Here is a 24,776-nt window from a genome sequence, read left to right as displayed (position 1 = left end):
ACCATTACTCCTTATGCATTTGCAGCAGGTTTTTGTTCAGGTTGTTTCTTTGCATCATCTGCCTTTTTTGCATCTGCTGCAGGTTGTTGTGCAGCAGGAGCAGCACCTTGTGGGGCAGCTGCTTGAGGTTGATAAGGTTTAGGCACCACTTGCTGTTCAGGTTTTACCTTGGCAATACCATCAACAATCACTTTATCACCCGGATTCAAACCTTCGGTTACGATCCAGTTACTACCTTGAGTACCGACTGTCGTTACTGGACGTGGAGTTACTTTATTGTCAGCACCCACCAGCATCGCCATGGCCTGACCCGTAGGCGTACGGGTTAACGCTGCTTGTGGAATCAGGAAGGCATTTGGAATTTCGCCTTGTACGATTTGCGCTGTGGCAAACATACCTGGCAGAAGTAAATGGTTTTTGTTCGGGAATACTGCACGTAAAGTCACAGTACCTGTTTCAGGGTTCACGCTGGCATCCGAGAATGCAAGACGGCCTTCGACAGGGTAGATGCTGCCATCTTCAAGCTTTAACTTCACTTTGGTGTTGTTTGAGCTGTTGAGGTTGCCTTTGCTTAGCTGTTGACGCAGGCGCAGCAGTTCAGCACTGGATTGGTTGATATCTACATAGATTGGATCTAGACGCTGAATCGTAACCAGTGGTTCTGTCTGATTTGCAGTCACTAACGCACCCGCCGTAATTGAAGAACGGTTGGTTTGACCAGAAATCGGTGCACGTACGGTTGAATAGCCCAGGTTGATTTCAGCATTACGTAAAGTTGCACGGTTGGCATTCAAATCAGCTTCAGCCAGTTTGACCTGTGCTGCGATGTCATCGTATTCCTGTTTAGAAATGGCATTGGTACCGACCAGTTGACGGTAACGGCCTTCTTTAACACGCAATACACCTAAATTCGCTTCAGCACGGGCAATCGCAGCACGGGCATTATCAACAGTAGTACGGTTAGTGCTTGAATCGATTTCATACAGCGCCTGACCTTCACGGACATAGCTACCCTCAGTGAATAAGCGTTTAAGCACCACACCACTAGCCTGTGGACGTACTTCAGAAATCTCAAATGCTGTTGTACGACCTGAGAGCTCTACAGACTGCTCGACACTTTGTGGCTGTGCAACAAGAATACCGACTTCAGTCGGTGGCATTTGCTGCTGAGCACCAGCTTGCTGGCCCTCTTTAGGATCTTTGCTACAACCAACAAGTGCAAGACTTGTTGCTAATGCGCAAGCAGTCAGGGCGGGTGCCCAAAGCTTTGCAGACATCATTGTTCCACCTCAATTGGATTCTTATCTAAATTTTTTTATTTGTGAACCGTGCAATATCTGATCCAGACCATATACCACAACGAAATCCAAATAAAACTTATACTCCAGCCGGATATGACATCTGAAGGAAAATGTACACCTAGATAAACTCTTGAAATACCCATAATCAGCATCCATGCACCTGCACCCATCCAGATGATGGTATGTCGGGGATGTTGCCGATATATGAACATTGCCAGACAGCCGAGACAGGCTGCATAGACGCTATGGGCACTCGGGAAGGAGCTTCCATAGCTTTCAACCAGATGAAAAGACTCTGCTGGTCGAGATCGGGCAATACTGAATTTTAAAAGCCAGCCTAGGAGAATTCCTCCGATAATTCCGATACATATAAAAATTACGCTTGCATGCTTTTTATACCACAGTAGAAAAATACACCATAGTGTGGATAAAAATAATACAAATGGCATGCCACCTATCACTGATAAGGACTGATTAATTTGATTTAAAAATTCTGTGCGATAGCCGCTAATCCATTCTATTGCAAGCACATCTAACTGGCTTAAAGTTGCAATATCAAGAAATAACACACTGAAAATTAAAAATAAAATTCCGACAATAAGTAACAAGTAATGCATGCCAAAAATCCTTGTCCTTTTAACCGTTATTCAGCCGGTTAACTGTCTGCGCTAAAGTGTACTTGTCAGTACACTTTTTTTCAAGAGTGCGTATTTTATGCAAATTCCATTTTTTATTTATGGGATTTTGTACCTAAATGCCCAAATATTCTCGCAATTTTACAGTTTTGTGGATGTATGATTTTCGTCAATTTCAATGGTTTGCTTCGGCGGCCAGAAAAACTCACTTGGACGAGTCAGGAAATGAGTCATGACCAGTTTAGCGAGCGGTTTCCACTGTTCGAAACGCACACGTCGTGCGCGTAATGCCACAATAATGGTCAGGCTAAAACTTACAAAAAGGTTAGTCAGACCAATCAGCAGAACACCCAGGAAAGAGATAATGATGAGTCCAATATCTGGACCATTGATATTGATCAGTCCTTGGATAAAGTTGGCAGAGGCAAAGGCAATATGACGAATATCTAAAGGCAAGCCGAGAATGAAACCGATGGTACCCATACTGCCCAGCATAACCCCAAAAATAAAATTACCCGCCAGTGCCCCTAAATTACGCTCAATATAATCGGCAAATCGATGCAAACGTTCTTGTCCCATGAGTTGCGACAGGCGAACATGAGCTCTCAGACGAGGACCAACCTTCCGATACACTGCCATATTGTCAAAATAACCCGCCAGCAAACCTGACAGGAATAGACAGACCCCAGCAATGGCCGCATGTGGAATAGCCAGAGAGGTAAAGGGATTCAGGTCATGCAGGGTTTTGGCTGCTTTGGCATGATTCATCAACGGTTCATGCAATGCGGCATCCCAGAAAAAAGCAATCAAGGCCGCGACCGGAATGGCAATCGAAATATTTCCAAGAATTGCCACAAACTGGGTCCGGATAATATTCACAATCAGGGCAGCCAGTTCAGCAATCTGGGCAGTTTTCGAACCCTTACGCTGCTGTACGGTAGAAGCCAGTGCAGCTGCGGTCATTGCCGGTTGTTTGGTCGCAACGGTGAAGTGCAGTACATGAATGAGCATAAAACCGAGCGAATAGTTCATGCTATAGCTAAAGGCTTGCATTAAAGGTGCCATCGTGACACGCGCCATTAAGACTTTCAGCGAGGCCATAAAGGCAATGATGACTCCGGCACCGGCTGCCGATTTGTACATGGCCAGAAAGCCTTGCTTGTCAGTACTTACATAATGTTCACCGGTTTTACTGGCATTTTCAGTCACCTGTAAAGCCAGGAGTTCACTATTGGTGGTCAGTAAAGCACGCACACTGCGTTCACTATAAATTGCTTCGGTAATATCTGCGATAAACAGACCAATGGATTGATAACGCAGGTCATCATCATCCAGCACCATATTCAGCAGGATTTCAATCCGTTCCAGACATTGTTCCAGCAAGGCCAGCATATAGGTCAGGCTGACACTGACCCCGATCCGTTTGGTAGAGCGGCGAATTTTGGCGACAACATCGTGACACTGCTCCAGCATGACCAGAGCTTGGGAAGCATCTGGCGGTGTAATCGCATCTACCAGTTCTACGGTGTTATAGCGTTTTTTATATTCCTGGATAAATTCAATGATCTCACGGTTTTGCACCAGAAAAGGTGATTCATATTCCATGAGCTCAGGCTGGGCATTAATAAATTCAGGATGCAGACCGATTCCACTTACCCGGTAAGACAGAATCGTTAATGCTTTAATGATCTGATCTTTGATTCGGGTTTTTTCTACCTGATTAGAATGACCCTGATTTACAACAGCAAAAAGTCGCTGCCAGTCTGCTTCATCAAAATAATCCAGCCAGTATTTATCGGTACGCAAATAGAAAATTTTGCGGAACAATTCCTGAAGTTGTAGATGATCTGGAATCACCGGCAGGATATGTGCCCCGATCCGCTGATTCAGCTGGTTCCAAAAACCATCTAGAGAAAGAATCCCAGTATCGGAAAACAGGCTGGCTTGTTTATAACGATTGATAACTCTTAAAGTGAAACTTTGTAAGGTTAAGACTGCATTGGGAGTGAGCAGTAAGGCCCGGATAAATGCATTAAATTTTGTTTCGATTTCTTCTGTATTTCTGCTGTCTTCTGGGCGTATACGTTCTACAAGTTGGATGAGCAAATTCTCATCCAGCACCGCCTGTGGTTGTTCAAGCTGGTGCTGCATGCTTTGAAAAATATCAAGAAAATTAATATGCATAGGCGAGGTAAGCGGCTATTGAATCCGGTGAAGAGCCAGTTTGGCCAGATTAACGAGGGCCTGACGATACTCTGAATCGGGTAGTGCATTCAAGGCTTGAATTGCAATTTCTGTTTCTTCAGTTGCACGCTGGCGACAATAATCCAAGGCGCCAGAATCATTTACGATCTTGATGACTTCTGCCAAATGATCTGTTCCGCCCGTTGCAATACTGCGACGGATAATTTCATGTGATTCACCTGTAGTATTCTTCATGGCAGCAATCAATGGCAGGGTCGGTTTGCCTTCCATCAGGTCATCACCGATGTTTTTACCTAGGGTTTCAGCATCAGATGTATAGTCCAGAATGTCATCAATAATCTGGAAAGCATTACCGAAGTGACCGGCGAATTTACGTAACGGTTCACGGAACTCAGTCTTGTCGGAAAGAATAGCGGCACCTTCGGTCGCCAGTTCAAACAGGCGAGAAGTCTTGCCATGAATAATGCTCAAATAGGTTTCTTCTGAGGTTTCTGGCTGATGTTGCGATTGCAGTTGCAGAACTTCGCCTTCGGCAATTTCGCAGGTACCCGTAGAGAAGTCTTTGAGCAGGGTCATATTGTTAAGGTCGACCAACAAATCAAAGGCACGCGAAATTAGGAAATCACCCACTAGCACAGCTGTCTGATTGTTCCAGGTCGCATTGGCAGTTGGACGGCCACGGCGTAAGCCTGACTCATCCACAACATCATCATGAACTAGAGTTGCCGTATGCAACATTTCGATAATGGCGGCCAGTTTGCGATGTTGTTCCAGTTCTACGGCACCACAGGCTTTTGCTGCCAACAGGCACATGATTGGGCGCATACGCTTGCCGCCAGCTTCAACCACATGCTTGCTGACCGCCATCACCAGCGCTACTTTTGAGGTAATTCCTTCGTTAATGAATGTGTCCATCGCAGCAAAGTCGTTAGCAACAGGAGCGAGAATATCTTGCTTAAAGTCGATGGCCATGTGAAAGAAAACCTCTAGTTTGGTAAATCGCAGCGGGTAGTTTAACAATTTATAACATGAGTGAAAGCTAAGAAAAGCACAAACTCCACTAAAAATCAGCTTTTTATAGCACTTCTTTGAGTTTAGCCTAAATTTTGACATTTAAAAAATTAACAATATCTTTCCGCTAAAGTTTTTTTCTAAACATTCTCAGGCAGCTGGAAAACTCGGAATTGAGCAGCGTTTTTTGGTCAGTATATCCGGTATTAATCTTTGATTTTGAATGAATAATTTAATGATTTATAGGCTTTGTAATGGAGTTCATGATTATTTCCTTAAAATGGCTTGTTGTTTCTTATAATATCCCTTAAAATCTTTGCCCTTGTATAACCCCCAGTGGCGCGCGTTTTAAGATCGATATATTCCTTTATCGGCACGTCGACACGGGCATGTTTGGAGTACATTATGTACGCAGTAATCCAAAGCGGTGGTAAACAGCACCGTGTAGTTGAGGGTGAAACCCTTAAAGTTGAATTATTGAAAGCTGAAACTGGTTCAACAATTACGTTTGATGACGTACTTATGCTTGTAAACGGTGATAGCATTCAAATCGGTGCTCCAGTTGTAGCTGGCGCTAAAGTAACTGCAGAAGTAGTTAGCCATGGTCGTCACGACAAAATCCGCATCATCAAAATGCGTCGTCGTAAGCACTACCGTAAACAACAAGGTCACCGTCAATGGTTCACTGAGTTGAAAATTACTGGTATCTCAGGCTAATTACTAGGAGTAAATAGACATGGCAACTAAAAAAGCCGGTGGTTCGACTAAGAACGGTCGTGATTCGAATCCTAAGATGTTAGGTGTTAAAGTTTACGGTGGCCAAACTGTAACTGCAGGTAACATCATCGTTCGTCAACGTGGTACTGAATTCCACGCTGGTCAAAACGTAGGTATGGGCCGTGACCATACATTATTTGCTACTGCTGATGGCGTAGTAAAATTCGAAGTGAAAGGTCAATTTGGCCGTCGCTACGTATCTGTTGAAGCATAATTTGTTGAAATAGAAAAAAGACCCACAGTTTCTGTGGGTTTTTTTATGCATGAAGATTTATCGGCTTATAAAGCTGTGACAGCGAATGTAAATATCACTATTGAATCTTCATCATGATGAATAAAAACAGGAATTCTGCATTAATAACAATACAAAACTTCTTATTTTCTATCATCTTAGTTCGAGAAATTGGTTTAATATGAGCCATTAGATAAATAGCAATATGCAAATACAAAAAGGTGAGATTATGAGTATGCTTCGTAAAACTGTATGTGCCATAACAATCGGTACGGCGACACTGGCACCTGTCATGAGCACGACTGTATTTGCCGCAACTGCAGCGACGGAGCAGCAAGCTACTGCGAATCTGGTGAAACAGCTCAGCAATATCCGTAGCTTAACTGCAAATTTTGAACAAACGACTAAAGTCACGAATCCGAAAGCGACCCAGAAAAAAGGCTTGACCGCGCAGCACATGAACCAGACCTTTAAAGGTGTGATGAAAGTGGCACGTCCGGGTAAATTCTACTGGGAAACTTCTAGTCCATCTAAACAGACCATTGCTACTACAGGTAAAACCGTATGGATCTATGATCCGGACTTGCAGCAAGCAGTGCGTCAGAGTCTAGACGACCAGGTGGCAAATACACCGGCATTATTATTGTCCGGCAATACCAGCCAGATTATGCAATCTTATCGCGTAACTCAGCCGAATAAAGCTAAAACCTATTACACGCTTTATCCGAAAAATACCGATGGGGTGTTTGAAAGCCTGATTATTAGTTTTGGTGCGAACAAAGCGCCTAGCTTGATGATTTTGCAAGATTCCTTAGGTCAGACTACGAATATTAAATTTAGTAATGTAAAACTGAATACCACGATTCCGGCATCTACGTTTAACTTTACTCCGCCAAAGGGCACAGACATTATTGATCAGTAAGCATCAATACACCCTAAATAAAAAAGCAACCTCCGGGTTGCTTTTTTTGTTCCTGATCGGGATGGATTTGGAGTCATTACAAGGTTGGCGTATATCTAGAAGTTCGGGTGTTTTAGAATAAACAAAAGTTGAGTCAATGAAATTGCAAAATTTTAGGAGCTCAGGATGAAAATCACTTTATATAAAATAGGCTGGATCGGTTGTATCTTATGTTTGAATCTGGGGTTATTTGCCTGTCAGCCTCAAACCTCTTCAGTCACTACATCCGCGCAATCAGAAGACACGGGGCAAATTCAGTCCAAAACAATTCCGGTTAAAGATGCTAATCAGGTCGTGTGTGAAATCGAAGGTTGTGTGCGTTTTGATTTGCAGACTGTAGATACCAATATAAGCTGGATTGATCAGTATTTTATGGAGCGGATCCAGCGTACTGAGCCGGTCGCTTTTAGCAAAGTGACCAGTAATAAAATTAAAGCAAAGGATGAGCCGAAATTTATTGATCAGCGTTCCATTCAGGTGAGTTACCTGAATCAGCATGCTCATCTGGCCACTTTTATATTTAAAACTGCTCATCAGCCTGAACGTGTAGCACAGCCCCAATCTCATAGTGAATATGTCAATCTAGATATAAAACAGAAGAAACGTCTAGCTCTTCATCAGGTTGTGCGCGGTAATACAGATGAAAAACTGAAACAGGCTCTATATCAAGCAAATAAAGACTGGCTAGATCGCTATCAAATCACCCAGCAGAAATTAGCATTGAGCGACAATTATTATTTTGACGGTCAGGGCTTGGTACTGGTTTATCCGGCAGGTGAGTTGAGTAAGCCAATCAGTGACATGGCAGAATTAAAAGTACCTTATACAGCATTAAGCGAGATCATCCGGCCTGAATATTTATCGCTTCTGCCTCAAACAAGCCTTTAAATATTGCGCTAATAAACTCCAGCCGGTAGGTCAGTCACTGTATTTTTTGACGTTAAGAGCTTACACTATAGCCAGTTTTTTTCTTATCCAAAGATTGGCTATGATCGACCCGAAATTACTTAGAAATAATATTGAGGCTGTAAATTTAGCCTTGGCAAAACGTGGTGTTCAACTGAATGTTGAGGAGTGGGCATCATTAGAAGCTCGACGTAAAGAGATTCAATCCAAAACTGAATCCTTGCAAGCTGAGCGTAATGCCGGTGCCAAGCAAGTGGGTCAGATCAAAAAAGCAGGTGGCGATGCCTCTGAAATTATGGCACGCATGTCTGCGATTGGTGATGAAATTAAGGCTGCTGAAGCTGCTCTGGCTGAACTGCAAGCTGAACTAGAAGAAAAATCACTGTCTATTCCAAACCTTCCAGATGAATCTGTACCTGAAGGTAAAGATGAAAATGACAATGTGGAAGTCCTGAAATGGGGTACACCACGCGAATTTGATTTTGAAATCAAAGACCATACTGACCTGGGCGAAATGATGGGCGGTCTGGAATTTGAAACTGCGACCAAACTGACCGGTTCACGTTTCAGCGTTCTGAAAGGTCCTTTAGCGCGTCTGCAACGTGCGATTACCCAGTTTATGCTGGATACGCATACCACTAAAAATGGCTATACCGAAGCCTATGTTCCTTATTTGGTGAATGCAGATTCTCTACGTGGTACTGGTCAATTACCAAAATTTGAAGAAGACCTGTTCAAGCTGCAAGGTGAGAAAGAATTCTACCTGATCCCTACGGCTGAAGTGCCTGTAACCAACTTCGTGCGTGATGAAATCATTGATGCTGACCGTCTGCCACTAAAATATGCAGCACATACCCCATGTTTCCGTAGTGAAGCTGGCTCTTATGGCCGTGATACCCGTGGTTTGATCCGTCAGCACCAGTTTGACAAAGTTGAGATGGTGCAGATTGTAAAACCTGAAGACTCTATGCAGGCACTGGAAGAGCTAACTGGTCATGCCGAAGGTATTTTGCAGGCATTAGGTCTGCCATACCGTAAAATCATTCTGTGTGGCGGTGATATGGGCTTTGGTGCATGCAAAACTTATGACCTTGAAGTCTGGGTGCCAAGTCAAAATACGTATCGTGAGATTTCATCTTGCTCAAATATGTGGGATTTCCAGGCACGCCGTATGAAAGCGCGTTACCGTGCTGACCAGAAAAAAACTGAATTCGTGCATACGTTGAATGGTTCAGGCCTGGCTGTAGGTCGTACTTTACTGGCGGTCATGGAAAACTATCAACGTGCTGATGGTTCAATTGAGATCCCTGAAGTACTGCGTCCGTATATGGGTGGTGCAACTTATATCGACTAAATGTCGTTGTATGCACCAAAATGTGCATGAAAATTGCTTAGACAGTCAGATTTAAAACTTTTTGAGGCATTTTGTGGATATCTTTCCAATCTCGTTAAAGTTGCAACAGCAACCTTGTCTGATTGTCGGTGGTGGACATATTGCATACCGTAAAGCGATATTGCTACAGAAAGCAGGAGCAGTCATTTCGGTGGTTGCCCCTGAGATCGAAGCGAGTCTGCTTGAGATTGTTCAAGCGACCGCCGGTCAATATGTTCAGGCACCTTTCAATTCTGAAATTCCTCTACGTTCCTACCGTCTGGTGATTGCAGCGACCAATGATGCTCGAGTCAACCGTCATGTGTTTGAAGACTGTGAAGCTGAAAATGTGCTGGTCAACAGTGTTGATGATCCACCACATTGCCGTTTCATGGTACCAGCGATTATCGACCGCTCACCACTGATTATTTCAGTCGCGAGTAACGGTACTTCACCGGTATTGTCCCGTCAGATCCGTACTCAGCTTGAAGCTACCATTCCGCATGGTATGGGTAAACTGGCTGAGTTCTCTGGTAAGTGGCGTAGTGCAGTTAAAGCCAAGATCACTAATCCCGATGAACGCCGTATCTTCTGGGAAGATTTATATGCCAGTCCTTTGAAAGAACAGGTATTTAATGACAATCTGGCTGAAGCTGACCGTCTGATTGAACAAGCTTTAAATGAATGGCAAAAGCCAAAAGGTGAGGTTTATCTGGTCGGTGCTGGACCGGGTGATCCAGAGTTATTGACGCTAAAAGCCTTACGTTTGATGCAACAAGCCGATGTGGTGATCTATGACCGTTTGGTCTCTGCACCAATCATGGATCTCTGTCGCCGTGATGCAGAGAAGATCTATGTCGGTAAGGCGCGGTCTAATCATGCAGTGCCACAAGAAGGAATTAATGCCTTACTGGTGAAATATGCCAGCGAAGGCAAGCGCGTTTGTCGTCTAAAAGGCGGTGATCCGTTTATCTTTGGTCGTGGCGGTGAAGAGATTGAAGAGCTGTTTGCTGCTGGCGTGGCCTTTCAGGTCGTGCCTGGCATTACTGCAGCTTCAGGCTGTTCAGCTTATGCTGGTATTCCGCTCACTCATCGTGATTATGCGCAAAGCGTGCGCTTCCTGACAGGTCATTTAAAAGAAGGTTCACCAGAGCTGCCTTGGAATGAACTGGTCTATGAAAACCAGACCTTAGTACTATATATGGGACTGGTTGGACTGGAAAAAATCTGTGCACAATTGATTGAGCATGGTCAGCGTCCAGATATGCCAGTAGCCCTAGTCTCAAAAGGCACCACACCAGAGCAAAAAGTCGTGGTGGGAACGCTCCAAGATATTGCATCGAAAGTGAATGAGCACCATATTCAGGCACCAACCTTGACCATTATTGGTGAAGTGGTGCGTTTACGTGAAAAATTGAAGTGGTCCTAAACGGCCATTGGACTCCCAAAAGTAGAGAAAAGCTGTGATCCATGTTGTTTTATATGAACCTGAAATTCCTGCCAATACAGGTAATATTATTCGCCTATGCGCAAATACGGGAGCACAGTTACATTTGGTCAAGCCGCTTGGCTTTGAACTGGATGATAAAAAACTAAGACGTGCCGGTCTCGATTATCATGAATATGCCAATATGCAGATTTGGGAAAATATTGAAAACTGTCTGGCCGATCTGGCTGCTAAGGGCGTAGGTGTGGATGCGGTTTATCCACTCACCACCAAAGGTTTTGAAACCCCGCATACCTCAGATCTAAATCGTTCTGTAGCCTTGTTGATGGGACCAGAAACTCGTGGCTTGCCAGAGCATGTACGTATGATGTTTCCGAAAGAGCACTGGATTCGTTTGCCAATGGCAGAGAATTCACGTAGCTTGAACTTGTCTAATGCGACTGCTGTGATTGTCTATGAAGCATGGCGTCAGCAGGGGTTTAAACCGCTTTAAGTTCATCGTACCGATTTAAAAAGCTGCCTAAGGGCAGCTTTTTTATTTTATGTAACAGATGCAGGTACATATTTGTTCTTTCAGGTAATCTTGTAGATAAGCTCTTGAGAATGTAGAAAAAAGGAACAAGATGTGAAAATAGGATGGATTCTAGCAGGATGTAGTACGTTATTGCTGGCTAGCATGATGACACAGGCTCAAGAAGCGCCACAGCAATTAGTATCATTACAAGATACAGTTCAGCCCATTACTCAGGAAGAAATCCGCCAAGGGCTGGCAGCGATGCAACAGCGCTTGAATAGCCGCATTGAGCAGTGGGGTAAAACCCTTAGCCGTGATGATTTCGAGTGGACTTGGCGTGGACGTCAGATGAAACCTGCCAAACGTCAGGAAGTTTGCGATATTTTTCAGGGCGTGGTGAATGAAATGTATCAAATGGCAGTGAAAAACAAGGCTCGGCTCAGTCCGGAAGATCAGAAACTATTATCCAATCGTGATCAGTTTATTGAAAAATTGGGCTTTCAAAATAACCGGGTAAATACCCAGATGGGCTTCGATTGTCGTCTGCAATAAGCTCAGTCTATTATCCAAGAAAATAAAAAAGGCGCATAAAGCGCCTTTTTTAGGTATGAACAATATCGATTATTCAAACTCGTTATGTTGTGGAGCAGGGTGCTTAAAGCCCTTGGTTTTATAACCCAGGTACAAAATACCGAACATCGCCCACCATAAACCGTATTTCAGTGCAGTTTCTTCAATTTCCAGCCACATCGCAAAGATGCTGATAAAACCAAGCATCGGGATGACCACAAAGCTGAAAATATCTTTTGCAGTTTTAGTACGACCATCACGCAGTGCATAACGGGAAATCACTGACAGGTTCACGAATGTAAACGCAGTCAAGGCACCGAAGCTAATCATTGAAATCACGATATCCAGATCCATGAAGCCAGCAGTTAAGGCCACTGCACCTACAATCAGAATGTTGTAGTTTGGTGTATAGCTTTTCGGACTGATATGACCAAAGATTTTCTTGTTGATCACGCCATCACGGCCCATGACATACATCAGACGAGATACACCTGCATGAGCAGAGATACCAGACGCCATTACGGTAATGATCGCAAAAGTCAGAACATAAGACTGGAACAGTGAGCCGCCTACAAGAAGCAGAATTTCTGGCTGAGTTTCAGCAATATTCTTGAAGTAAGAACCCGGTGTAGAAGGGAAGTACAGCTGCATGAAATAAGTGCTGATAATGAAAATCACACCAGCGATTAAAGCAGTCAAGAAAATCGCTTTAGGCAAGGTGTTTTCAGTATCTTTGGTTTCTTCTGCCAGAGAGCTTAAAGAGTCAAAACCGGTGAATGAGAAGCACAGTAAGGTCGCACCAGTAATCAGGGCGCCTACCGAAGTCAGTTCATTCCAGAACGGTTCAAGACTCCAAAGCTGGTAACGCTGTTCAGCTGTAATCGGACCATCAGCATTGAAACCGGCCTGCAGTTTGGTAAAGACCATCCAGGTAAAGATACCGATCACCAGTAACTGTACCAGTACGATCAAACTGTTAAAGTTTGCCACGAAGCGTGCACCGCGCAGGTTTACCCCGGTCATGAAGGCAGTCAGCACGATTACCCAGACCCAGTGGTTCACATCAGGAAACAGTGCTTCAAGATAGATCACTGCCAGGATGATGTTCACCATTGGTGATAACAGATAATCCAGCCAGGAAGACCAGCCCACCATGAAGCCAATATTCGGGTGAATCGATTTTTGGGCATAGGTATAGGCCGAACCCGAAGAAGGGTAGCGGCGAATCATGTGACCATAGCTGATCGATGTAAACAAAATTGCAATCAGGGCAATGATGTAAGAAGTAGGAACATGCAAATGACTTTCTTCAGATACCAAACCAAAAGTATCAAATAAGGTCATTGGTTGAATGTAAGCTAAACCAATAATAATGATGTGCCAGAGCCCTAGCGTTTTTTGCAGTTTAGCTGCCGATTGAGTCCCAGAGAAATTTGTCAACGGCGTTATCCTCTTAATCGTTGATCAAGGATCAGTCATATTTAATAAGGATCGTTTGAGACGAACGATCCCCCCTACAATTTTCTATAAAAGCGCGCCAATCTACTTTAAAATTACGGCTTTTACTAGCTATTTTTTGAATTTAGGCCTGCACGAAATGTGCCATTCGAAGCAAAAAACGGCGATTTCCTGCAAGATAAAAGCCCGATGTCTAAAAAAACATCAGGCTTAAATTTTTCGCTATATTGGCTTATTTTTCAGTAATTACCAAGCCTTTTTTAAGATAGATTTCAAATCTTCCAAACTGGCTTCTTTTGGGTTGTAAATGATGGAACCATCATTTAATGCTTTTTCAGCAACTTCATCCAGCTGTGCTTCAGAAATCTTACCTGTTTCACTTAATGTGCGCGGTAATTTGGTCAAGCTATAGATTCGATCACGCATGGTTAAAATTGTAGCAATGGTCTTGTCTGCACGTAAGTGTGCTGGTGTTTGTGCATAGATGTCTGCACCCGCCAATGGCAGCAGCAGCTCGGCAATCTTGTCGCCATTCACTTCCTTGTTGTATTCCAGTACATAAGGCAGGAACAGATTCATACATAGGCCATGCGGCAAATGCGCGACTGCACCTAGAGCATGTCCAAGGGAGTGCACCAGACCCACCATTGAATTGGAGAAGGCAATTCCGGCCATGGTAGAGGCCTGAGCCAGCTCCAGACGACCTTGGGCATCAGTTGGGTTGTCGAGTACGTTAAACAGGTTGGCACTGACCTTTTTCACGGCAGCTGTGGCATAGGCATCTGAAATTGGATTGGCTGCGATACAGGTGTAGGCTTCTACAGCATGTGTCATCGCATCCATGGCTGTCATGGCAGTCAGATGCGGTGGCAGGGTCTGAGTCATACGTGGATCCAGAATCGCTGCATGCGGCATCAGATAATAAGATGCGAATGGCATTTTCACATTCTTTTCGGTATCCGATACCACAGCAACCATGGTCACTTCAGAACCGGTACCAGAAGTCGTAGGAATTACGAAAAATGGCTTCAGCGGTTTAGGCAGGTTATGCGCACCAGAATATTTGAGTAAGTCGTCACCACCTTCAGAGACCAAAATATTGGTCGCTTTTGAGGTATCAATCACTGAACCGCCGCCAACAGCAATAATGGCATCGCAATCATGATCACGATAAAGCTGTGCTGCGCTGCGCACTGTACCTAAACTGGAATCTGGCGGTACATCATCGAAAATCGCTGCAATTTTGGCATCGGTCGATTCAAAAGCAGCTTCAATCGGCGCCAGCAGGTTATTGGCACGTACACCTTTATCGGTAATGATCAGTGGACGTTTGGCACCTAAAGTGGCCAATTCAAAAGGAATGTGTTCTAACGCGGCATGACCAGCAATTACTTTGACTGGGCAGAAAAATTCATAATAAGGTTTTGCCATGTTATACACTCCGTTTCAAATAAGATTGAGCGACTTTTAAGTAGATGCTGCTCGCTTCCATGATTTTATCTTTGAGTCCCAGATTATTCGGGTATTCTTTTACTGCCAGTTGCGCCACCATTTTCGGCAAGATCAGCGCTTCCATTTTGTTCAGGCAACGTACCAGACGGATCGCATAGGAAATATCACCATCGGCAATCATGCGGTCATTGGCAAAGGCCTGAGACGTGCTTTCCTGAAAGGAAAACACCAGAAAGGCATGATGCAGATGCTTAAAGGTAATGGTCAGGTCTGGCTTGATATTGCTTTCTTTGACCAGTTCCAGCTGATGTTGTTCCGTGACCCGGGCAACGAAGGCCGGGCCATGTGGAAAAACATTCATTGAAAGCCTAAAATTGGCGGGAAACTGGGCAACTTCCTGTTTGATTTCTGGGTCTACCTGACTTGCCATGACCAGGCCACGGCCAATGATATCCATCATCAGTTTGACATAGGCAAGCTGCAAAGCGGGTTTTACGGATTTTGTCGTAATCACGTGATGATCCCTATCTTGATATTATTGGTTTAGAGTAATTACTCTAATTTATTTATTGTTAAAATGCAAAGGCTTTATCTTTGCTCGACGTTCACCTGCTTAAAGTAACCGCTGCTGCTTAAAGTTTCAATAATTTCAACACACAAGTCATTAAACTTTGGCGGGTTGCTGACGAGGTCATTAATTCGCACCATTTCCAGGCCTGCATAGCCGCACGGGTTGATGGTATGGAAACCAGTCAGGTCGCAATCAATATTTAAAGATAAGCCATGATAGCTACGGCCTTTACGGATTTTAAAGCCGAGAGAACCAATTTTACGTTCATTCACATAGACGCCCGGAGCATCGGGTTTGGCATAGGCTTCAATCTCATGCTTTTTAAGTAGTTCAATCATCAGGTTTTCGGCATAAGACACCAATGTACGGACATTCCAGCCCAGACGATTCAGGTCAAACATAAAGTATGCGACGAGCTGACCAGGACCATGCCAAGTGACTTGACCACCACGGTCGGTTTGAATGACAGGAATATCAGTTGGAATCAGGATATGTTCCGGTTTACCGGCCTGACCTTGGGTCAGTACATCATGGTGCTGCAAAATCCATAACTCATCAGGCGTATTTTCATCACGGTTTTCCGTGAAGCTTTTCATTTCCAGAAAACGGTCTTCGTAGGGAGTCAGGTTATTATATTGACGGATAATCAGGGAGGGTTTTTGAACCGCAGCTGTCACAGTGTGCGTCCTTAGAAAATTAAATCATACTGCAAATAATTATAATGATTTCAGCAATAGATAGGGGAGAGATTCGTAGTAATTGTTGGTGAGCTAGTCACACACATAAAAAACACGCCCGAAAGCGTGTTTTTTAATTTGCCAAGGTTGGAGCAGAATAATCTTAAAGTGCAGTCTTGATTAGTGGGCAAGCTGCAAGATCAGCATATACGGCATGCACCTGTTCCAGTTCAAGGAAACGTAGCTGAGCAGTGATCGAATGATATTTACCAGTACGGGATGGAGTGATGCTTACGCTATCGCCATCAAAGTCAGGGAAATGCTTGGTAAAAATCTCAACGACTGCATCCAGCAGTTCTTCACCTGCCAGGCCAATGAGTTTGATTGGGTAATCCATTGGAAAAACCCAAAGATCTTCGCGAAGTTCACGAGATGGTGTACGGTCTAACATGTAGTCCCCCTATTCGAAACGCCTGCATAGCGCAGGCGTTTGGGTGTATTGCAATACAAAATGGAGACGAGAGATGAAATTTCAAGTCTCCAAAATTGTATCAAATCTTAGTCATTTTCCAGGAATGAACGCAGGTGCTCAGAACGGGAAGGGTGACGTAACTTACGCAGTGCTTTCGCTTCAATCTGACGGATACGTTCGCGGGTTACATCGAACTGTTTACCGACTTCTTCCAAAGTATGATCCGTTGGCATGTCGATACCGAAACGCATTTTCAGGACTTTCGCTTCACGCTCAGTCAGGTTTTCCAGTACTTCGCGAGTCGCTTCTTTCAGGCCTTCTGAAGTTGCAGCATCAACAGGAGAGGTGATGTTGCTGTCTTCAATGAAGTCACCCAAATGCGAATCTTCATCATCACCGATTGGTGTTTCCATCGAAATCGGTTCTTTGGCGATTTTCAGTACTTTACGAACCTTCACTTCGTCCATTTCCAGACGTTCGCCCAGTTCTTCCGGAGTCGGTTCACGGCCCATTTCCTGAAGCAATTGACGAGATACTCGGTTGATCTTGTTAATCGTTTCAATCATGTGTACTGGAATACGAATGGTACGTGCCTGATCCGCGATTGAACGGGTAATTGCCTGACGAATCCACCAGGTTGCATAAGTCGAGAACTTGTAACCACGACGGTATTCAAACTTGTCTACGGCTTTCATCAGACCGATGTTACCTTCCTGAATCAGATCCAGGAACTGCAGACCACGGTTGGTGTATTTTTTCGCAATCGAAATCACCAGACGTAAGTTTGCTTCAACCATCTCTTTCTTGGCACGACGCGCTTTCGCTTCACCGACTGCCATACGTTTGGCAATGTCTTTGATGTCACGAACTTTAAGATCAAGATCTTTTTCGATATCTGCAATTTTTTGCTGGAAGGCCAATACGTCAGGACGTACTTTTTCCAGATAAGCTTTCTGATCAGCAGGTGCTTTCGCAATCTGCTCATCTAACCAGGCTGGATTCGATTCCTGACCCGGGAAGGTTGTACGGAACTGGGTGCGGTCCATACGGCCACGACGGACGGCATAACGCATCACTTCACGTTCTGCACCACGGATCTGGTCATGTGTGCCACGAATCATTTCAGAAATGATATCGAACAGACGCGGCGTGAACTTGAACATCATGAACACAGTAGCAAGCGCTTGAAGTGCTTCTTCTGCTTCTTTGCTGTTACGGCCGTGTTTTTCCAGTACCGCTTTGGTATTTTTCCAGGCATCGGAAAGTTCGGCAAAACGAACTTTGGCAATTTCTGGATCTGGGCCTGAGTCACCTTCAGAATCGTCATCGCTATCAGACTCTTCATCTTCCTCGTCATCATCCAGTTTTACATCTTTGGTTGACTTGGTCGTTGCTTCTTCGTCTTCTTCGATTTCAGCGACTTCTTCCAGGACTTCTGGAATTTCTTCATCTGATTCAGGGTCTAAATAACCTGACAGAATGTCAGCAAGGCGGCGTTCGCCAGCTTCATAATCTTTGTATTCTTGTAGTACAACTTCTACAGCATTCGGCCAGTAAGCAATAGAGTGAAGAACGTCTCGGATACCTTCTTCAATGCGTTTTGCAATGCTAATTTCGCCTTCACGCGTTAAAAGTTCAACGGTACCCATTTCACGCATGTACATACGTACAGGGTCAGTCGTACGACCTGGTTCGTTTTCTACAGATGCAAGTACAGCCGCAGCTTCTTCTTCTGCAACTTCATCAGCAGCTTCTGCAGTATCCTCGAACATTGCATCATCAGATTCAGGCGCACGATCATGGACAGGAATACCCACATCATTCAGCATTTGAATGATGTCTTCAATCTGTTCGCTTTCTGTGATGGAGTCCGGGAGATGATCGTTAACCTCAGCGAAGGTTAAGTAACCTTGTTCTTTGCCTCGGCTAATCAGAGCCGCTACTTGAGAAGTAGGGGAAGTCATATCGCTCATCTTTGCTTACTCTTCGTTGAATCTGTGGCAGTGAAAAACCGTGCATGATAGCACAATTCACCTGAAATAGTTTTGGAATTGATCAGTCAAGCATGATTTTATAAATATGTTTGAATAACAATTGAATATCGATATTGGGTCTAAGTTTATCTTTTCAAGTGTATTTCCCAATCTAATTTTAGAAACGTCCTTCATCCATGGGATAAAAAGCGTTCACTATCTAACCAGCTAATAAATACACAATTATGCTGTAGAAAAACAAGAGCTAACTAGTATAAACATACAAAATATATAAATAAAACTTGACAAGTTTTTAAAGGCAAGATAAATAGCGCCTAGACCCATTTACATTTTTCACTACGAGGTAGTTTTAGTGTCTTCGACAGATTTTGAACTAGATGATAGCTACGGTGATGATGATGTTAATTTCGATGAGGCATCGAGTAAGCTAAGTGCGAAAGAGTCGTTGGAAAAACGTCGTCTGATTGATGATCTGCTCTCGCAACGCCGCCTGGAACGCGAACTCAAAGATTTTGATTATGACTTCGACGATGATGACGACTTTGACGACGAAGATTAACGAATTCAGATTTAGCATAGCCTGAATAAATGCTATGCTAATCCTTTCGGTTTTCTAAGTTTGGATGTTAAATGAGTGCTTTAGATTTAGACCTGTTGAGTGAATATCTGGATGGCGACCAAAATGAGTATGGTCTGGATTTTGCGGCAACTCATGGTTTCTTATGTGCTATCGCAGTAGGCCCGCAATTTGACAAATGGATGGATGAACTTTTTGAAGGCAACCAGAAAAAAGTGCCTGCAGAAATCATCAATCAGGTTAAAGCATGGTTAGAGTCAATCCGTCAAAGCTTGGCCAATGAAGAAGGGATCACTTTCCCATTTGAAATTGAAGAAGCAGATACCGAATCAAGTCTAGGTGACTGGAGCGTGGGCTTTGTAGATGCCATGTTCCTGAACGAAGAAGCCTGGTTTACAGAAGAATTTGAAGAACAGTTGGTCGATTTAACGCTGCCAATTATGGTATTCAGTGGCATCGATGAAGAAGATCCGCAAATGGAATCTTTCCGTCGCAATGGCCAGTTAATGGATGAGCTTGCAGAAGAGATTCCAGAAAACTTGAATGAATTATATCTGATGTACCACACACCAGAATAAGTCATGCGCCGCCATGAAAAAGCACCGTCAGGTGCTTTTTTTAGCTCAGGTGTTTTGTACAACGTTTGGACTAGTGGATGATTTAATCTAAGGTTTATGATCAGCACCGGTACGCTTGCTCAAGCTGTAACGCGCATAGCCATTGTAGGCGATATGGAACAGCAAGGCATGTAAAGCAATACTTGCAGCTACCAGAAACGAATTTGGCCCGCGTCCTGTATAGGCCATCCTTCTATAGATTTCCTCCGTCTGCGGATGCAGCCAGATGACTATAAACAAAAAGATAAATCCGAAGGTCATGGCAATAATCGTGGAACCCCAGACCAGTCTGCTTTTCTCTTCCTGGGTGGGTAGTCGGAGTTCTTTTTTTACAAAGTACCGGGCGCTGAGAAAGGCGGAGGCAATCAGGGCAGGAATCAGCAGAATGGCGCCCAGATTGAACACGTAGATGAGTATGCCGACTATTAAGACCAGAGTCAGATAAACGGTGGCAAAATATTTAAGATAGTGCGACATCGTTTTAGCCTCCTTATGCTGAGGTCTCTTCAGGATGGACGATTTTTACGTTGATGTCTACGGTATAAAACCCAGCCCATGATGATCACGACAATCGCAATAATCACATAACTGACCTGACTGAAGATTTTGTGCATCAATTCCTGATTTTCACCAAAATAAAAACCGACACAGGCCAGGAACGTGGTCCAGATAACAGTACCTAGTCCACTATAGAACATGAATTTCCAGAAAGGCATATGGCTCATGCCAGCCGGGATACTGATGAGGGAACGTACTGCCGGAACCATCCGGCCAAAGAATACAATCCGGTGTCCATACTGCTCGAACCATTCCAGAGATTTTTTCACGTCTTCAGATTTGATAAACAAGAATTTTCCATATCGGTCTATGAATCTGAAAATACTGTCGTGGTTAAATTTATAGCCAATCCAATAGAGCAATGCCGCTGCCAATAACGAACCGATACTGCCTGCAATAATGACTCCAACCAGCAGTAATTCTCCCTGAGAAGCGGAATAGCCGGCAGAAGGCATAATAATTTCAGAGGGGATCGGGGGAAAGACATTGTCAAGAAACATGAGCAAGGCAATGCCCCAGTAGCCCAGCTGTTCCATGACAGAAATAATCCATTCAGTCAGATTCATAAAATTGGCAAAATAAAAAATACTGCTTGTATCCTAAGCAGTATTTTTAAGAGGGTAAAGTTAAGTTATATAAATGGCCAAGTGCGGATTAACTATGGGTTAAGGTATAAATGTAAACTTTACGTAAGCTGTAAGCCAGGCAAACTGGCAGAGCACTGAGCAGTAAATAGTGTGCTGCTGTAGCCTCAATATGGTAGCCAATAAACAGGGCAAGAATGGCACCAATGATAGTTCCCAAGATCACAATAAACAGATGTGATTCTGCTTCTAGCTCATCTGTCAGTTGGGTAATACGTTCCAGTTTTGTATTTTCTTTAGGTTGGAATCTAACAATATTATCTGGATCCCGAGCAAGTGAATTGGCCATTTTGTTTTCCTTTTCATTTAAAAAATTAATTAATAATGAAAGACTTATGGTAACAAAGTAATGTGATATAAAGACTATCAAGCTTAGCTGTAAAAATATGCTGTTCTTGGTAAGGGATTGGTAAGTTTTTTATTGCAGATGTAATGCTTATGTAAACAAAAAGCCCTCCGAAGAGGGCTTAGATATTTTTAGTTACAAAACTGGAATTAGAGACGTTTACGTTTTGCAGCCAGAATTTGCGATTGACGCATACGGAAACCTTCTTTTTGTTTCTCGGTAGTTTTATCGATGCAGTACACACAAGATACGCCGTGTTCATAACTTGGCAGCGCTGCCTCTTCAGGCGTTAATGGCCAGCCACACGCATGACATTTGGTATTTTGACCTTCTTCCACACCATGTGTAACTGCAGTACGGCCATCAAATACGAAACATTCACCTTCCCAAAGACTTTCTTCAGCTGGAGTTTCTTCTAGGTATTTCAGAATACCGCCTTTCAGGTGATACACCTCTTTAAAGCCTTCCTGAAGCAATAAAGAAGTTGATTTTTCACAACGAATACCACCGGTACAGAACATGGCAATTTTCTTATCCTTGTGCTGTTCCAGGTTCTTTTTCACATATTCAGGGAATTCACGGAAAGTTTCAGTTTTTGGATCGATTGCGCCTTTGAAGGTACCAGCTTTGTACTCGTAATCATTACGGGTATCAACCAGAATCACATCATCACGTGCAATCAGCTCGTTCCATTCTTTAGGATCAAGATAATGGCCAACCAGATCTCGTGGCTTAACCGGTACACCTAAAGTCACAATCTCTTTTTTCAGCTTGATCTTCATTTTACGGAATGGTTTGTCAGAGCTATGAGATTCTTTGTATTCCATTTCGTTGAAGCCTTCATCAAGCAGGAACTTGTGTACTTTGTCGATAGCTTCACGGTTACCCGCAACAGTACCGTTAATGCCTTCACCTGCCACAATTAGAGTACCGCAAAGGTTGATGGTTTTTACCAAGTCTAAAAGACGTTGTTGCAGACCCTCAGGATCTTGAACTTCTTTGAATTGATAAAGTGCGGCAACAACCCAACCAGTCGTCGCTTGCTGTTCTACAGGTGCAAGCTGTTCTACAGTAGCGTTCATGGAATACTCCAACGTAGCATGATAATTTGAAAGGCGCATATTTTAACGTGATTTGAATGAATAAGCGAGTAAAAGGCCGGGTTTTAACGGACTTCAAATCGATAGGGAGAGCGTGTATAGTCATGCCCACCCAGGATTTTGATGCAATGATGCAGATGCTGGAAGTTGCAGCACAGTTGGAGTAAGTTTTGAGTTCGGATCGTCGTATTGCATCTTTAACCCCTTGCGCAGGGCGTTGCTCAACCGTATTTGGGGATGCGGTCTGTCGTGGTTGCCGCCGTTTTAATCATGAAGTGATTCACTGGAATAGTTATAACGCAGATCAACATACTGCAGTCTGGCAGCGGCTGGATGCACAGCTAGATCAGATTTTGGTCCCGATGCTGCCGATGGCGAATCTGGCCAAAGTGGAAACATTTGTCCTGTCTAAACGGGTGCGTCTACGTGAAGATGCGACTAAAGGTCGTAAGCTTTACCATGCCTTAAAACTCTGTGAAAAGAATCGTCATTTTACTGATGAAAGCGGTTTAGGCATTCATTACAAACAGGTGCGCCCGCTTTGGGATGAATTCGAACGTCGGGTACTGGCACTCGCCAAAGCCAGTTATGACCTGGCTTTTTTACGGGCAGATGGGATCAGCCAGCATCTGATTCATATGCAGGAAGAGGACTAAGTCCTCTTTTTTATTTAGTAAAATCATGATAGCTGAGGAAATGGCATGAATATCAGTGAATATATTCTCTATTGTCTGGCCGTCGTTATCATGATTGCCACACCTGGGCCTGTGATGTTGCTGGTCGCTAGTGCTGGACTGAAAGGTGGCTATAAGCATGCTTTGCAGACCATTTTCGGGACGAATTTTGCTTCTCTGGTATTGATCACCTTATCTATTTTTAGCTTAAAAGGCTTATTGGTCATTAATGAAAACTGGCTGAATGGCATCAAGCTGCTTGGCTGTTTATATATTGCCTGGCTGGGAATCCAGATTTTCCGGGAAGTCTGGCAAGGGCAGGGTTCAACCAGTTCACAAGGCTTGCAGCCAGTACAGGGAGGATTTCGAACCGGTTTTCTGGTGGGGATCTCCAACCCCAAAGATATTATTTTCTTTGCTGCATTTTTCCCGCAGTTTATCGGCATTACTCCAAACTTAGATTCCAGCTTAGTGATTCTGACGATCAGCTGGATTGTGCTGGATTTTTTGACCCTGTCATTAGTTTATTTAGGCTTTCAACGCTTTGCTAAATCCAGGCTGTATCCTTATTTGCTTGGTTTGTGCGGTTTGATTTTATTGGTAGTCGCAGTCTATGGAATATTATCTGTACTCATCTAAAAATATTTATATAAGATAAAAAATCCCGGTCTTAAGCCGGGATTTTTTATCTTTAAATCTTATACTTATACATTGTGCTGCTGGCGGTAACGCACCAGTTCATCAATGGTAATCACGGTCAGCTGATGCGTCTGTGCATAAGACAATACCTGAATGCCAGAAGCCATAGTGCCATCTGGGTTGGTCAGTTCACACAGAACACCGGCAGGTTTCAAGCCAGCTAGACGCGCAAGATCAATTGTACCTTCGGTATGACCACGACGGGTCAGCACACCGCCTTCACGGGCACGTAAAGGGAAGACATGCCCTGGGCGATTCAGGTCACTGGCGACAGCGCCGTCTTTAATGGCTGCTTTAATCGTGGTGGTACGGTCTTTGGCAGATACACCAGTGGTCACACCTTCCGCAGCTTCAATGGTGACAGTAAATGCAGTTTTAAACTGACTAGAGTTATCCTGCACCATAGGTGGCAGTTCTAAATGATTGGCCAGTTCATCAGTCAGACATAGGCACACAATACCGGAACCATCACGAATCATACGAGCCATGGTTTCTACAGTCAAAGTCTCTGCTGCAATGATGAGGTCGGCTTCATTCTCGCGGTCAAAGTCATCCATCACCAGAACAGGTCTGCCTTGGCGGATGTCTTCGAGTGCTTGTTGGATGCGCTGTTCAGCGGGAGCTAAAGCGGAAAAGAAAATTTCGGGTTGAATCAAACTTGACATTGAAACGCTCACGTAAAGTAAAAGTACGATTGAACATTTCAGGACATAGTGAAAATAGGCTTATAGCAAAACAGTTTCATGCCAGGCATAAAACAGGGTGTACTGCTTTCGTCTTCTTTCATCCGGACTATACCGTCGGCTCTGGATTTGCACCAGATCTGCAGATCAATCGAAATTGACCGCTCGTGGGCTGATTTAGGAATAGAGATTTACTACCCTGAAATTACCACCGGTGGGGAATCTCACCCCGCCCTGAAGCGATGTAGGGCCATTATAGTCCTGATTTTTAAAAGATGGGATAGTTTGGCCAGTCACGAATTTGCAGAATTTCAGATAAGCAA

27 protein-coding genes and 1 riboswitch are annotated in these 24,776 nt (G+C 43.9%); of the genes, 12 read left to right on the top strand and 15 right to left on the bottom strand.

All coding sequences use genetic code 11. The features are described from left to right. Positions 1-11: 11 nt before the first annotated feature. The 4 genes from FTU00_RS03785 to sdsA form a co-directional block, all read right to left on the bottom strand. Entirely contained in the window at positions 12-1,280 is a 1,269-nt protein-coding gene (locus tag FTU00_RS03785) for an efflux RND transporter periplasmic adaptor subunit (RefSeq protein WP_034170140.1), read from the bottom strand. A 35-nt stretch (positions 1,281-1,315) separates the two neighbouring features. Next, positions 1,316-1,918 carry a phosphatase PAP2 family protein gene (locus FTU00_RS03780; RefSeq protein ID WP_180179115.1) on the bottom strand — a complete coding sequence of 201 codons (603 nt, stop codon included), beginning with the start codon at positions 1,916-1,918 and terminating at the stop codon, positions 1,316-1,318. Between the two features lie 159 nt (positions 1,919-2,077). Continuing rightward, positions 2,078-4,120, bottom strand: coding sequence for a site-specific recombinase (locus tag FTU00_RS03775; protein WP_180105315.1), 2,043 nt, complete (start codon positions 4,118-4,120; stop codon positions 2,078-2,080). 15 nt (positions 4,121-4,135) lie between these two features. Next, positions 4,136-5,113, bottom strand: a complete 978-nt coding sequence (gene sdsA / locus FTU00_RS03770; protein WP_004784900.1) for an All-trans-nonaprenyl-diphosphate synthase — start codon at positions 5,111-5,113, stop codon at positions 4,136-4,138. A gap of 444 nt (positions 5,114-5,557) precedes the next feature. On the opposite strand from sdsA, the gene rplU reads away from it, so the two are divergent. The 8 genes from rplU (at position 5,558) to FTU00_RS03730 (ending at position 11,913) form a co-directional block, all read left to right on the top strand. Continuing rightward, a complete protein-coding gene (gene rplU, locus FTU00_RS03765; RefSeq protein WP_004784898.1) occupies positions 5,558-5,869 on the top strand; it encodes a 50S ribosomal protein L21 in 312 nt (103 codons plus the stop codon). Between the two features lie 19 nt (positions 5,870-5,888). Next, the gene (gene rpmA, locus FTU00_RS03760) at positions 5,889-6,143 is read left to right on the top strand and encodes a 50S ribosomal protein L27 (protein ID WP_004784896.1); all 255 of its coding nucleotides are present in this window, start codon (positions 5,889-5,891) and stop codon (positions 6,141-6,143) included. A 247-nt stretch (positions 6,144-6,390) separates the two neighbouring features. Then, complete coding sequence (lolA, locus tag FTU00_RS03755) at positions 6,391-7,083, top strand: outer membrane lipoprotein chaperone LolA (protein ID WP_180179114.1); 693 nt, start codon at positions 6,391-6,393, stop codon at positions 7,081-7,083. A gap of 165 nt (positions 7,084-7,248) precedes the next feature. Then, positions 7,249-8,010: a DUF3298 domain-containing protein gene (locus FTU00_RS03750; RefSeq protein WP_180179113.1), complete on the top strand. Its 762-nt coding sequence runs from the start codon at positions 7,249-7,251 to the stop codon at positions 8,008-8,010. 100 nt (positions 8,011-8,110) lie between these two features. After that, positions 8,111-9,382: a serine--tRNA ligase gene (serS, locus tag FTU00_RS03745; RefSeq protein WP_005236894.1), complete on the top strand. Its 1,272-nt coding sequence runs from the start codon at positions 8,111-8,113 to the stop codon at positions 9,380-9,382. A gap of 73 nt (positions 9,383-9,455) precedes the next feature. Beyond that, the gene (gene cysG, locus FTU00_RS03740) at positions 9,456-10,829 is read left to right on the top strand and encodes a siroheme synthase CysG (RefSeq protein ID WP_180179112.1); all 1,374 of its coding nucleotides are present in this window, start codon (positions 9,456-9,458) and stop codon (positions 10,827-10,829) included. 34 nt (positions 10,830-10,863) lie between these two features. Continuing rightward, positions 10,864-11,340 carry a tRNA (cytidine(34)-2'-O)-methyltransferase gene (locus tag FTU00_RS03735; protein WP_180179111.1) on the top strand — a complete coding sequence of 159 codons (477 nt, stop codon included), beginning with the start codon at positions 10,864-10,866 and terminating at the stop codon, positions 11,338-11,340. Between the two features lie 183 nt (positions 11,341-11,523). Next, entirely contained in the window at positions 11,524-11,913 is a 390-nt protein-coding gene (locus FTU00_RS03730; RefSeq protein WP_180002158.1) for a hypothetical protein, read from the top strand. A 69-nt stretch (positions 11,914-11,982) separates the two neighbouring features. On the opposite strand, the gene FTU00_RS03725 is transcribed toward FTU00_RS03730, so the two are convergent. The 6 genes from FTU00_RS03725 to rpoD all read right to left on the bottom strand — a co-directional run bounded on the left by FTU00_RS03725 (position 11,983) and on the right by rpoD (position 18,534). Then, a complete protein-coding gene (locus FTU00_RS03725) occupies positions 11,983-13,371 on the bottom strand; it encodes an APC family permease (RefSeq protein WP_004784881.1) in 1,389 nt (462 codons plus the stop codon). Positions 13,372-13,635: 264 nt separating this feature from the next. Beyond that, positions 13,636-14,820 (bottom strand): iron-containing alcohol dehydrogenase, encoded by a 1,185-nt coding sequence (locus tag FTU00_RS03720; RefSeq protein WP_180179110.1) that lies wholly within the window; start codon positions 14,818-14,820, stop codon positions 13,636-13,638. Between the two features lies 1 nt (position 14,821). Then, the gene (locus FTU00_RS03715; RefSeq protein WP_180179109.1) at positions 14,822-15,355 is read right to left on the bottom strand and encodes a hypothetical protein; all 534 of its coding nucleotides are present in this window, start codon (positions 15,353-15,355) and stop codon (positions 14,822-14,824) included. Between the two features lie 74 nt (positions 15,356-15,429). Continuing rightward, complete coding sequence (gene lipB / locus FTU00_RS03710; RefSeq protein ID WP_159123448.1) at positions 15,430-16,089, bottom strand: lipoyl(octanoyl) transferase LipB; 660 nt, start codon at positions 16,087-16,089, stop codon at positions 15,430-15,432. A 163-nt stretch (positions 16,090-16,252) separates the two neighbouring features. After that, complete coding sequence (locus tag FTU00_RS03705) at positions 16,253-16,540, bottom strand: YbeD family protein (protein ID WP_159123449.1); 288 nt, start codon at positions 16,538-16,540, stop codon at positions 16,253-16,255. Positions 16,541-16,647: 107 nt separating this feature from the next. Further along, positions 16,648-18,534, bottom strand: a complete 1,887-nt coding sequence (gene rpoD / locus FTU00_RS03700; RefSeq protein WP_180002122.1) for an RNA polymerase sigma factor RpoD — start codon at positions 18,532-18,534, stop codon at positions 16,648-16,650. 373 nt (positions 18,535-18,907) lie between these two features. On the opposite strand from rpoD, the gene FTU00_RS03695 reads away from it, so the two are divergent. Both FTU00_RS03695 and FTU00_RS03690 read left to right on the top strand, forming a co-directional pair. Next, positions 18,908-19,114 (top strand): PA3496 family putative envelope integrity protein, encoded by a 207-nt coding sequence (locus FTU00_RS03695; protein WP_004784869.1) that lies wholly within the window; start codon positions 18,908-18,910, stop codon positions 19,112-19,114. A gap of 71 nt (positions 19,115-19,185) precedes the next feature. Then, the gene (locus FTU00_RS03690) at positions 19,186-19,710 is read left to right on the top strand and encodes a YecA family protein (protein ID WP_004784868.1); all 525 of its coding nucleotides are present in this window, start codon (positions 19,186-19,188) and stop codon (positions 19,708-19,710) included. Positions 19,711-19,797: 87 nt separating this feature from the next. Here FTU00_RS03690 and FTU00_RS03685 read toward each other — a convergent pair whose 3' ends face one another. From FTU00_RS03685 to FTU00_RS03670, 4 genes are all read right to left on the bottom strand, one after another. Further along, complete coding sequence (locus FTU00_RS03685; RefSeq protein WP_159123450.1) at positions 19,798-20,226, bottom strand: ABZJ_00895 family protein; 429 nt, start codon at positions 20,224-20,226, stop codon at positions 19,798-19,800. Between the two features lie 29 nt (positions 20,227-20,255). Next, a complete protein-coding gene (locus tag FTU00_RS03680) occupies positions 20,256-20,873 on the bottom strand; it encodes a DedA family protein (protein ID WP_159123451.1) in 618 nt (205 codons plus the stop codon). A gap of 88 nt (positions 20,874-20,961) precedes the next feature. After that, positions 20,962-21,240 carry an FUSC family protein gene (locus tag FTU00_RS03675; protein ID WP_159123452.1) on the bottom strand — a complete coding sequence of 93 codons (279 nt, stop codon included), beginning with the start codon at positions 21,238-21,240 and terminating at the stop codon, positions 20,962-20,964. A 206-nt stretch (positions 21,241-21,446) separates the two neighbouring features. Further along, entirely contained in the window at positions 21,447-22,379 is a 933-nt protein-coding gene (locus FTU00_RS03670) for a rhodanese-related sulfurtransferase (protein WP_180179108.1), read from the bottom strand. A 188-nt stretch (positions 22,380-22,567) separates the two neighbouring features. Here FTU00_RS03670 and FTU00_RS03665 point away from each other — a divergent pair, with 188 nt between their 5' ends. After that, positions 22,568-23,053, top strand: coding sequence for a DUF1289 domain-containing protein (locus tag FTU00_RS03665; protein ID WP_179992824.1), 486 nt, complete (start codon positions 22,568-22,570; stop codon positions 23,051-23,053). Positions 23,054-23,098: 45 nt separating this feature from the next. Beyond that, complete coding sequence (locus tag FTU00_RS03660; protein ID WP_166137851.1) at positions 23,099-23,710, top strand: LysE family translocator; 612 nt, start codon at positions 23,099-23,101, stop codon at positions 23,708-23,710. A 65-nt stretch (positions 23,711-23,775) separates the two neighbouring features. On the opposite strand, the gene ribB is transcribed toward FTU00_RS03660, so the two are convergent. After that, complete coding sequence (ribB, locus tag FTU00_RS03655) at positions 23,776-24,435, bottom strand: 3,4-dihydroxy-2-butanone-4-phosphate synthase (protein ID WP_180010586.1); 660 nt, start codon at positions 24,433-24,435, stop codon at positions 23,776-23,778. Between the two features lie 106 nt (positions 24,436-24,541). After that, positions 24,542-24,698: riboswitch (FMN riboswitch) on the bottom strand. Between the last annotated feature and the right edge of the window lie 78 nt (positions 24,699-24,776).

The sequence above is a fragment of the Acinetobacter sp. YH12041 genome (assembly GCF_013419975.1).
Classification (GTDB): domain Bacteria; phylum Pseudomonadota; class Gammaproteobacteria; order Pseudomonadales; family Moraxellaceae; genus Acinetobacter.
Note: the sequence above shows the minus strand (reverse complement) of the source record. Positions and strands in the feature narration are given on the sequence as shown.

Coding starts and splice junctions, on each gene's coding strand:
- FTU00_RS03750 (WP_180179113.1), top strand. CDS start 7,249: ATGAAAATCACTTTATATAAAATAGGCTGGATCGGTTGTATCTTATGT.
- serS (WP_005236894.1), top strand. CDS start 8,111: ATGATCGACCCGAAATTACTTAGAAATAATATTGAGGCTGTAAATTTA.
- FTU00_RS03785 (WP_034170140.1), bottom strand. CDS start 1,280: ATGATGTCTGCAAAGCTTTGGGCACCCGCCCTGACTGCTTGCGCATTA.
- FTU00_RS03720 (WP_180179110.1), bottom strand. CDS start 14,820: ATGGCAAAACCTTATTATGAATTTTTCTGCCCAGTCAAAGTAATTGCT.
- lolA (WP_180179114.1), top strand. CDS start 6,391: ATGAGTATGCTTCGTAAAACTGTATGTGCCATAACAATCGGTACGGCG.
- FTU00_RS03660 (WP_166137851.1), top strand. CDS start 23,099: ATGAATATCAGTGAATATATTCTCTATTGTCTGGCCGTCGTTATCATG.
- FTU00_RS03730 (WP_180002158.1), top strand. CDS start 11,524: ATGATGACACAGGCTCAAGAAGCGCCACAGCAATTAGTATCATTACAA.
- rplU (WP_004784898.1), top strand. CDS start 5,558: ATGTACGCAGTAATCCAAAGCGGTGGTAAACAGCACCGTGTAGTTGAG.
- FTU00_RS03705 (WP_159123449.1), bottom strand. CDS start 16,540: ATGTTAGACCGTACACCATCTCGTGAACTTCGCGAAGATCTTTGGGTT.
- FTU00_RS03685 (WP_159123450.1), bottom strand. CDS start 20,226: ATGTCGCACTATCTTAAATATTTTGCCACCGTTTATCTGACTCTGGTC.
- FTU00_RS03670 (WP_180179108.1), bottom strand. CDS start 22,379: ATGAACGCTACTGTAGAACAGCTTGCACCTGTAGAACAGCAAGCGACG.
- FTU00_RS03680 (WP_159123451.1), bottom strand. CDS start 20,873: ATGAATCTGACTGAATGGATTATTTCTGTCATGGAACAGCTGGGCTAC.
- ribB (WP_180010586.1), bottom strand. CDS start 24,435: ATGTCAAGTTTGATTCAACCCGAAATTTTCTTTTCCGCTTTAGCTCCC.
- FTU00_RS03690 (WP_004784868.1), top strand. CDS start 19,186: ATGAGTGCTTTAGATTTAGACCTGTTGAGTGAATATCTGGATGGCGAC.
- FTU00_RS03775 (WP_180105315.1), bottom strand. CDS start 4,120: ATGCATATTAATTTTCTTGATATTTTTCAAAGCATGCAGCACCAGCTT.
- rpmA (WP_004784896.1), top strand. CDS start 5,889: ATGGCAACTAAAAAAGCCGGTGGTTCGACTAAGAACGGTCGTGATTCG.
- FTU00_RS03675 (WP_159123452.1), bottom strand. CDS start 21,240: ATGGCCAATTCACTTGCTCGGGATCCAGATAATATTGTTAGATTCCAA.
- FTU00_RS03780 (WP_180179115.1), bottom strand. CDS start 1,918: ATGCATTACTTGTTACTTATTGTCGGAATTTTATTTTTAATTTTCAGT.
- sdsA (WP_004784900.1), bottom strand. CDS start 5,113: ATGGCCATCGACTTTAAGCAAGATATTCTCGCTCCTGTTGCTAACGAC.
- rpoD (WP_180002122.1), bottom strand. CDS start 18,534: ATGAGCGATATGACTTCCCCTACTTCTCAAGTAGCGGCTCTGATTAGC.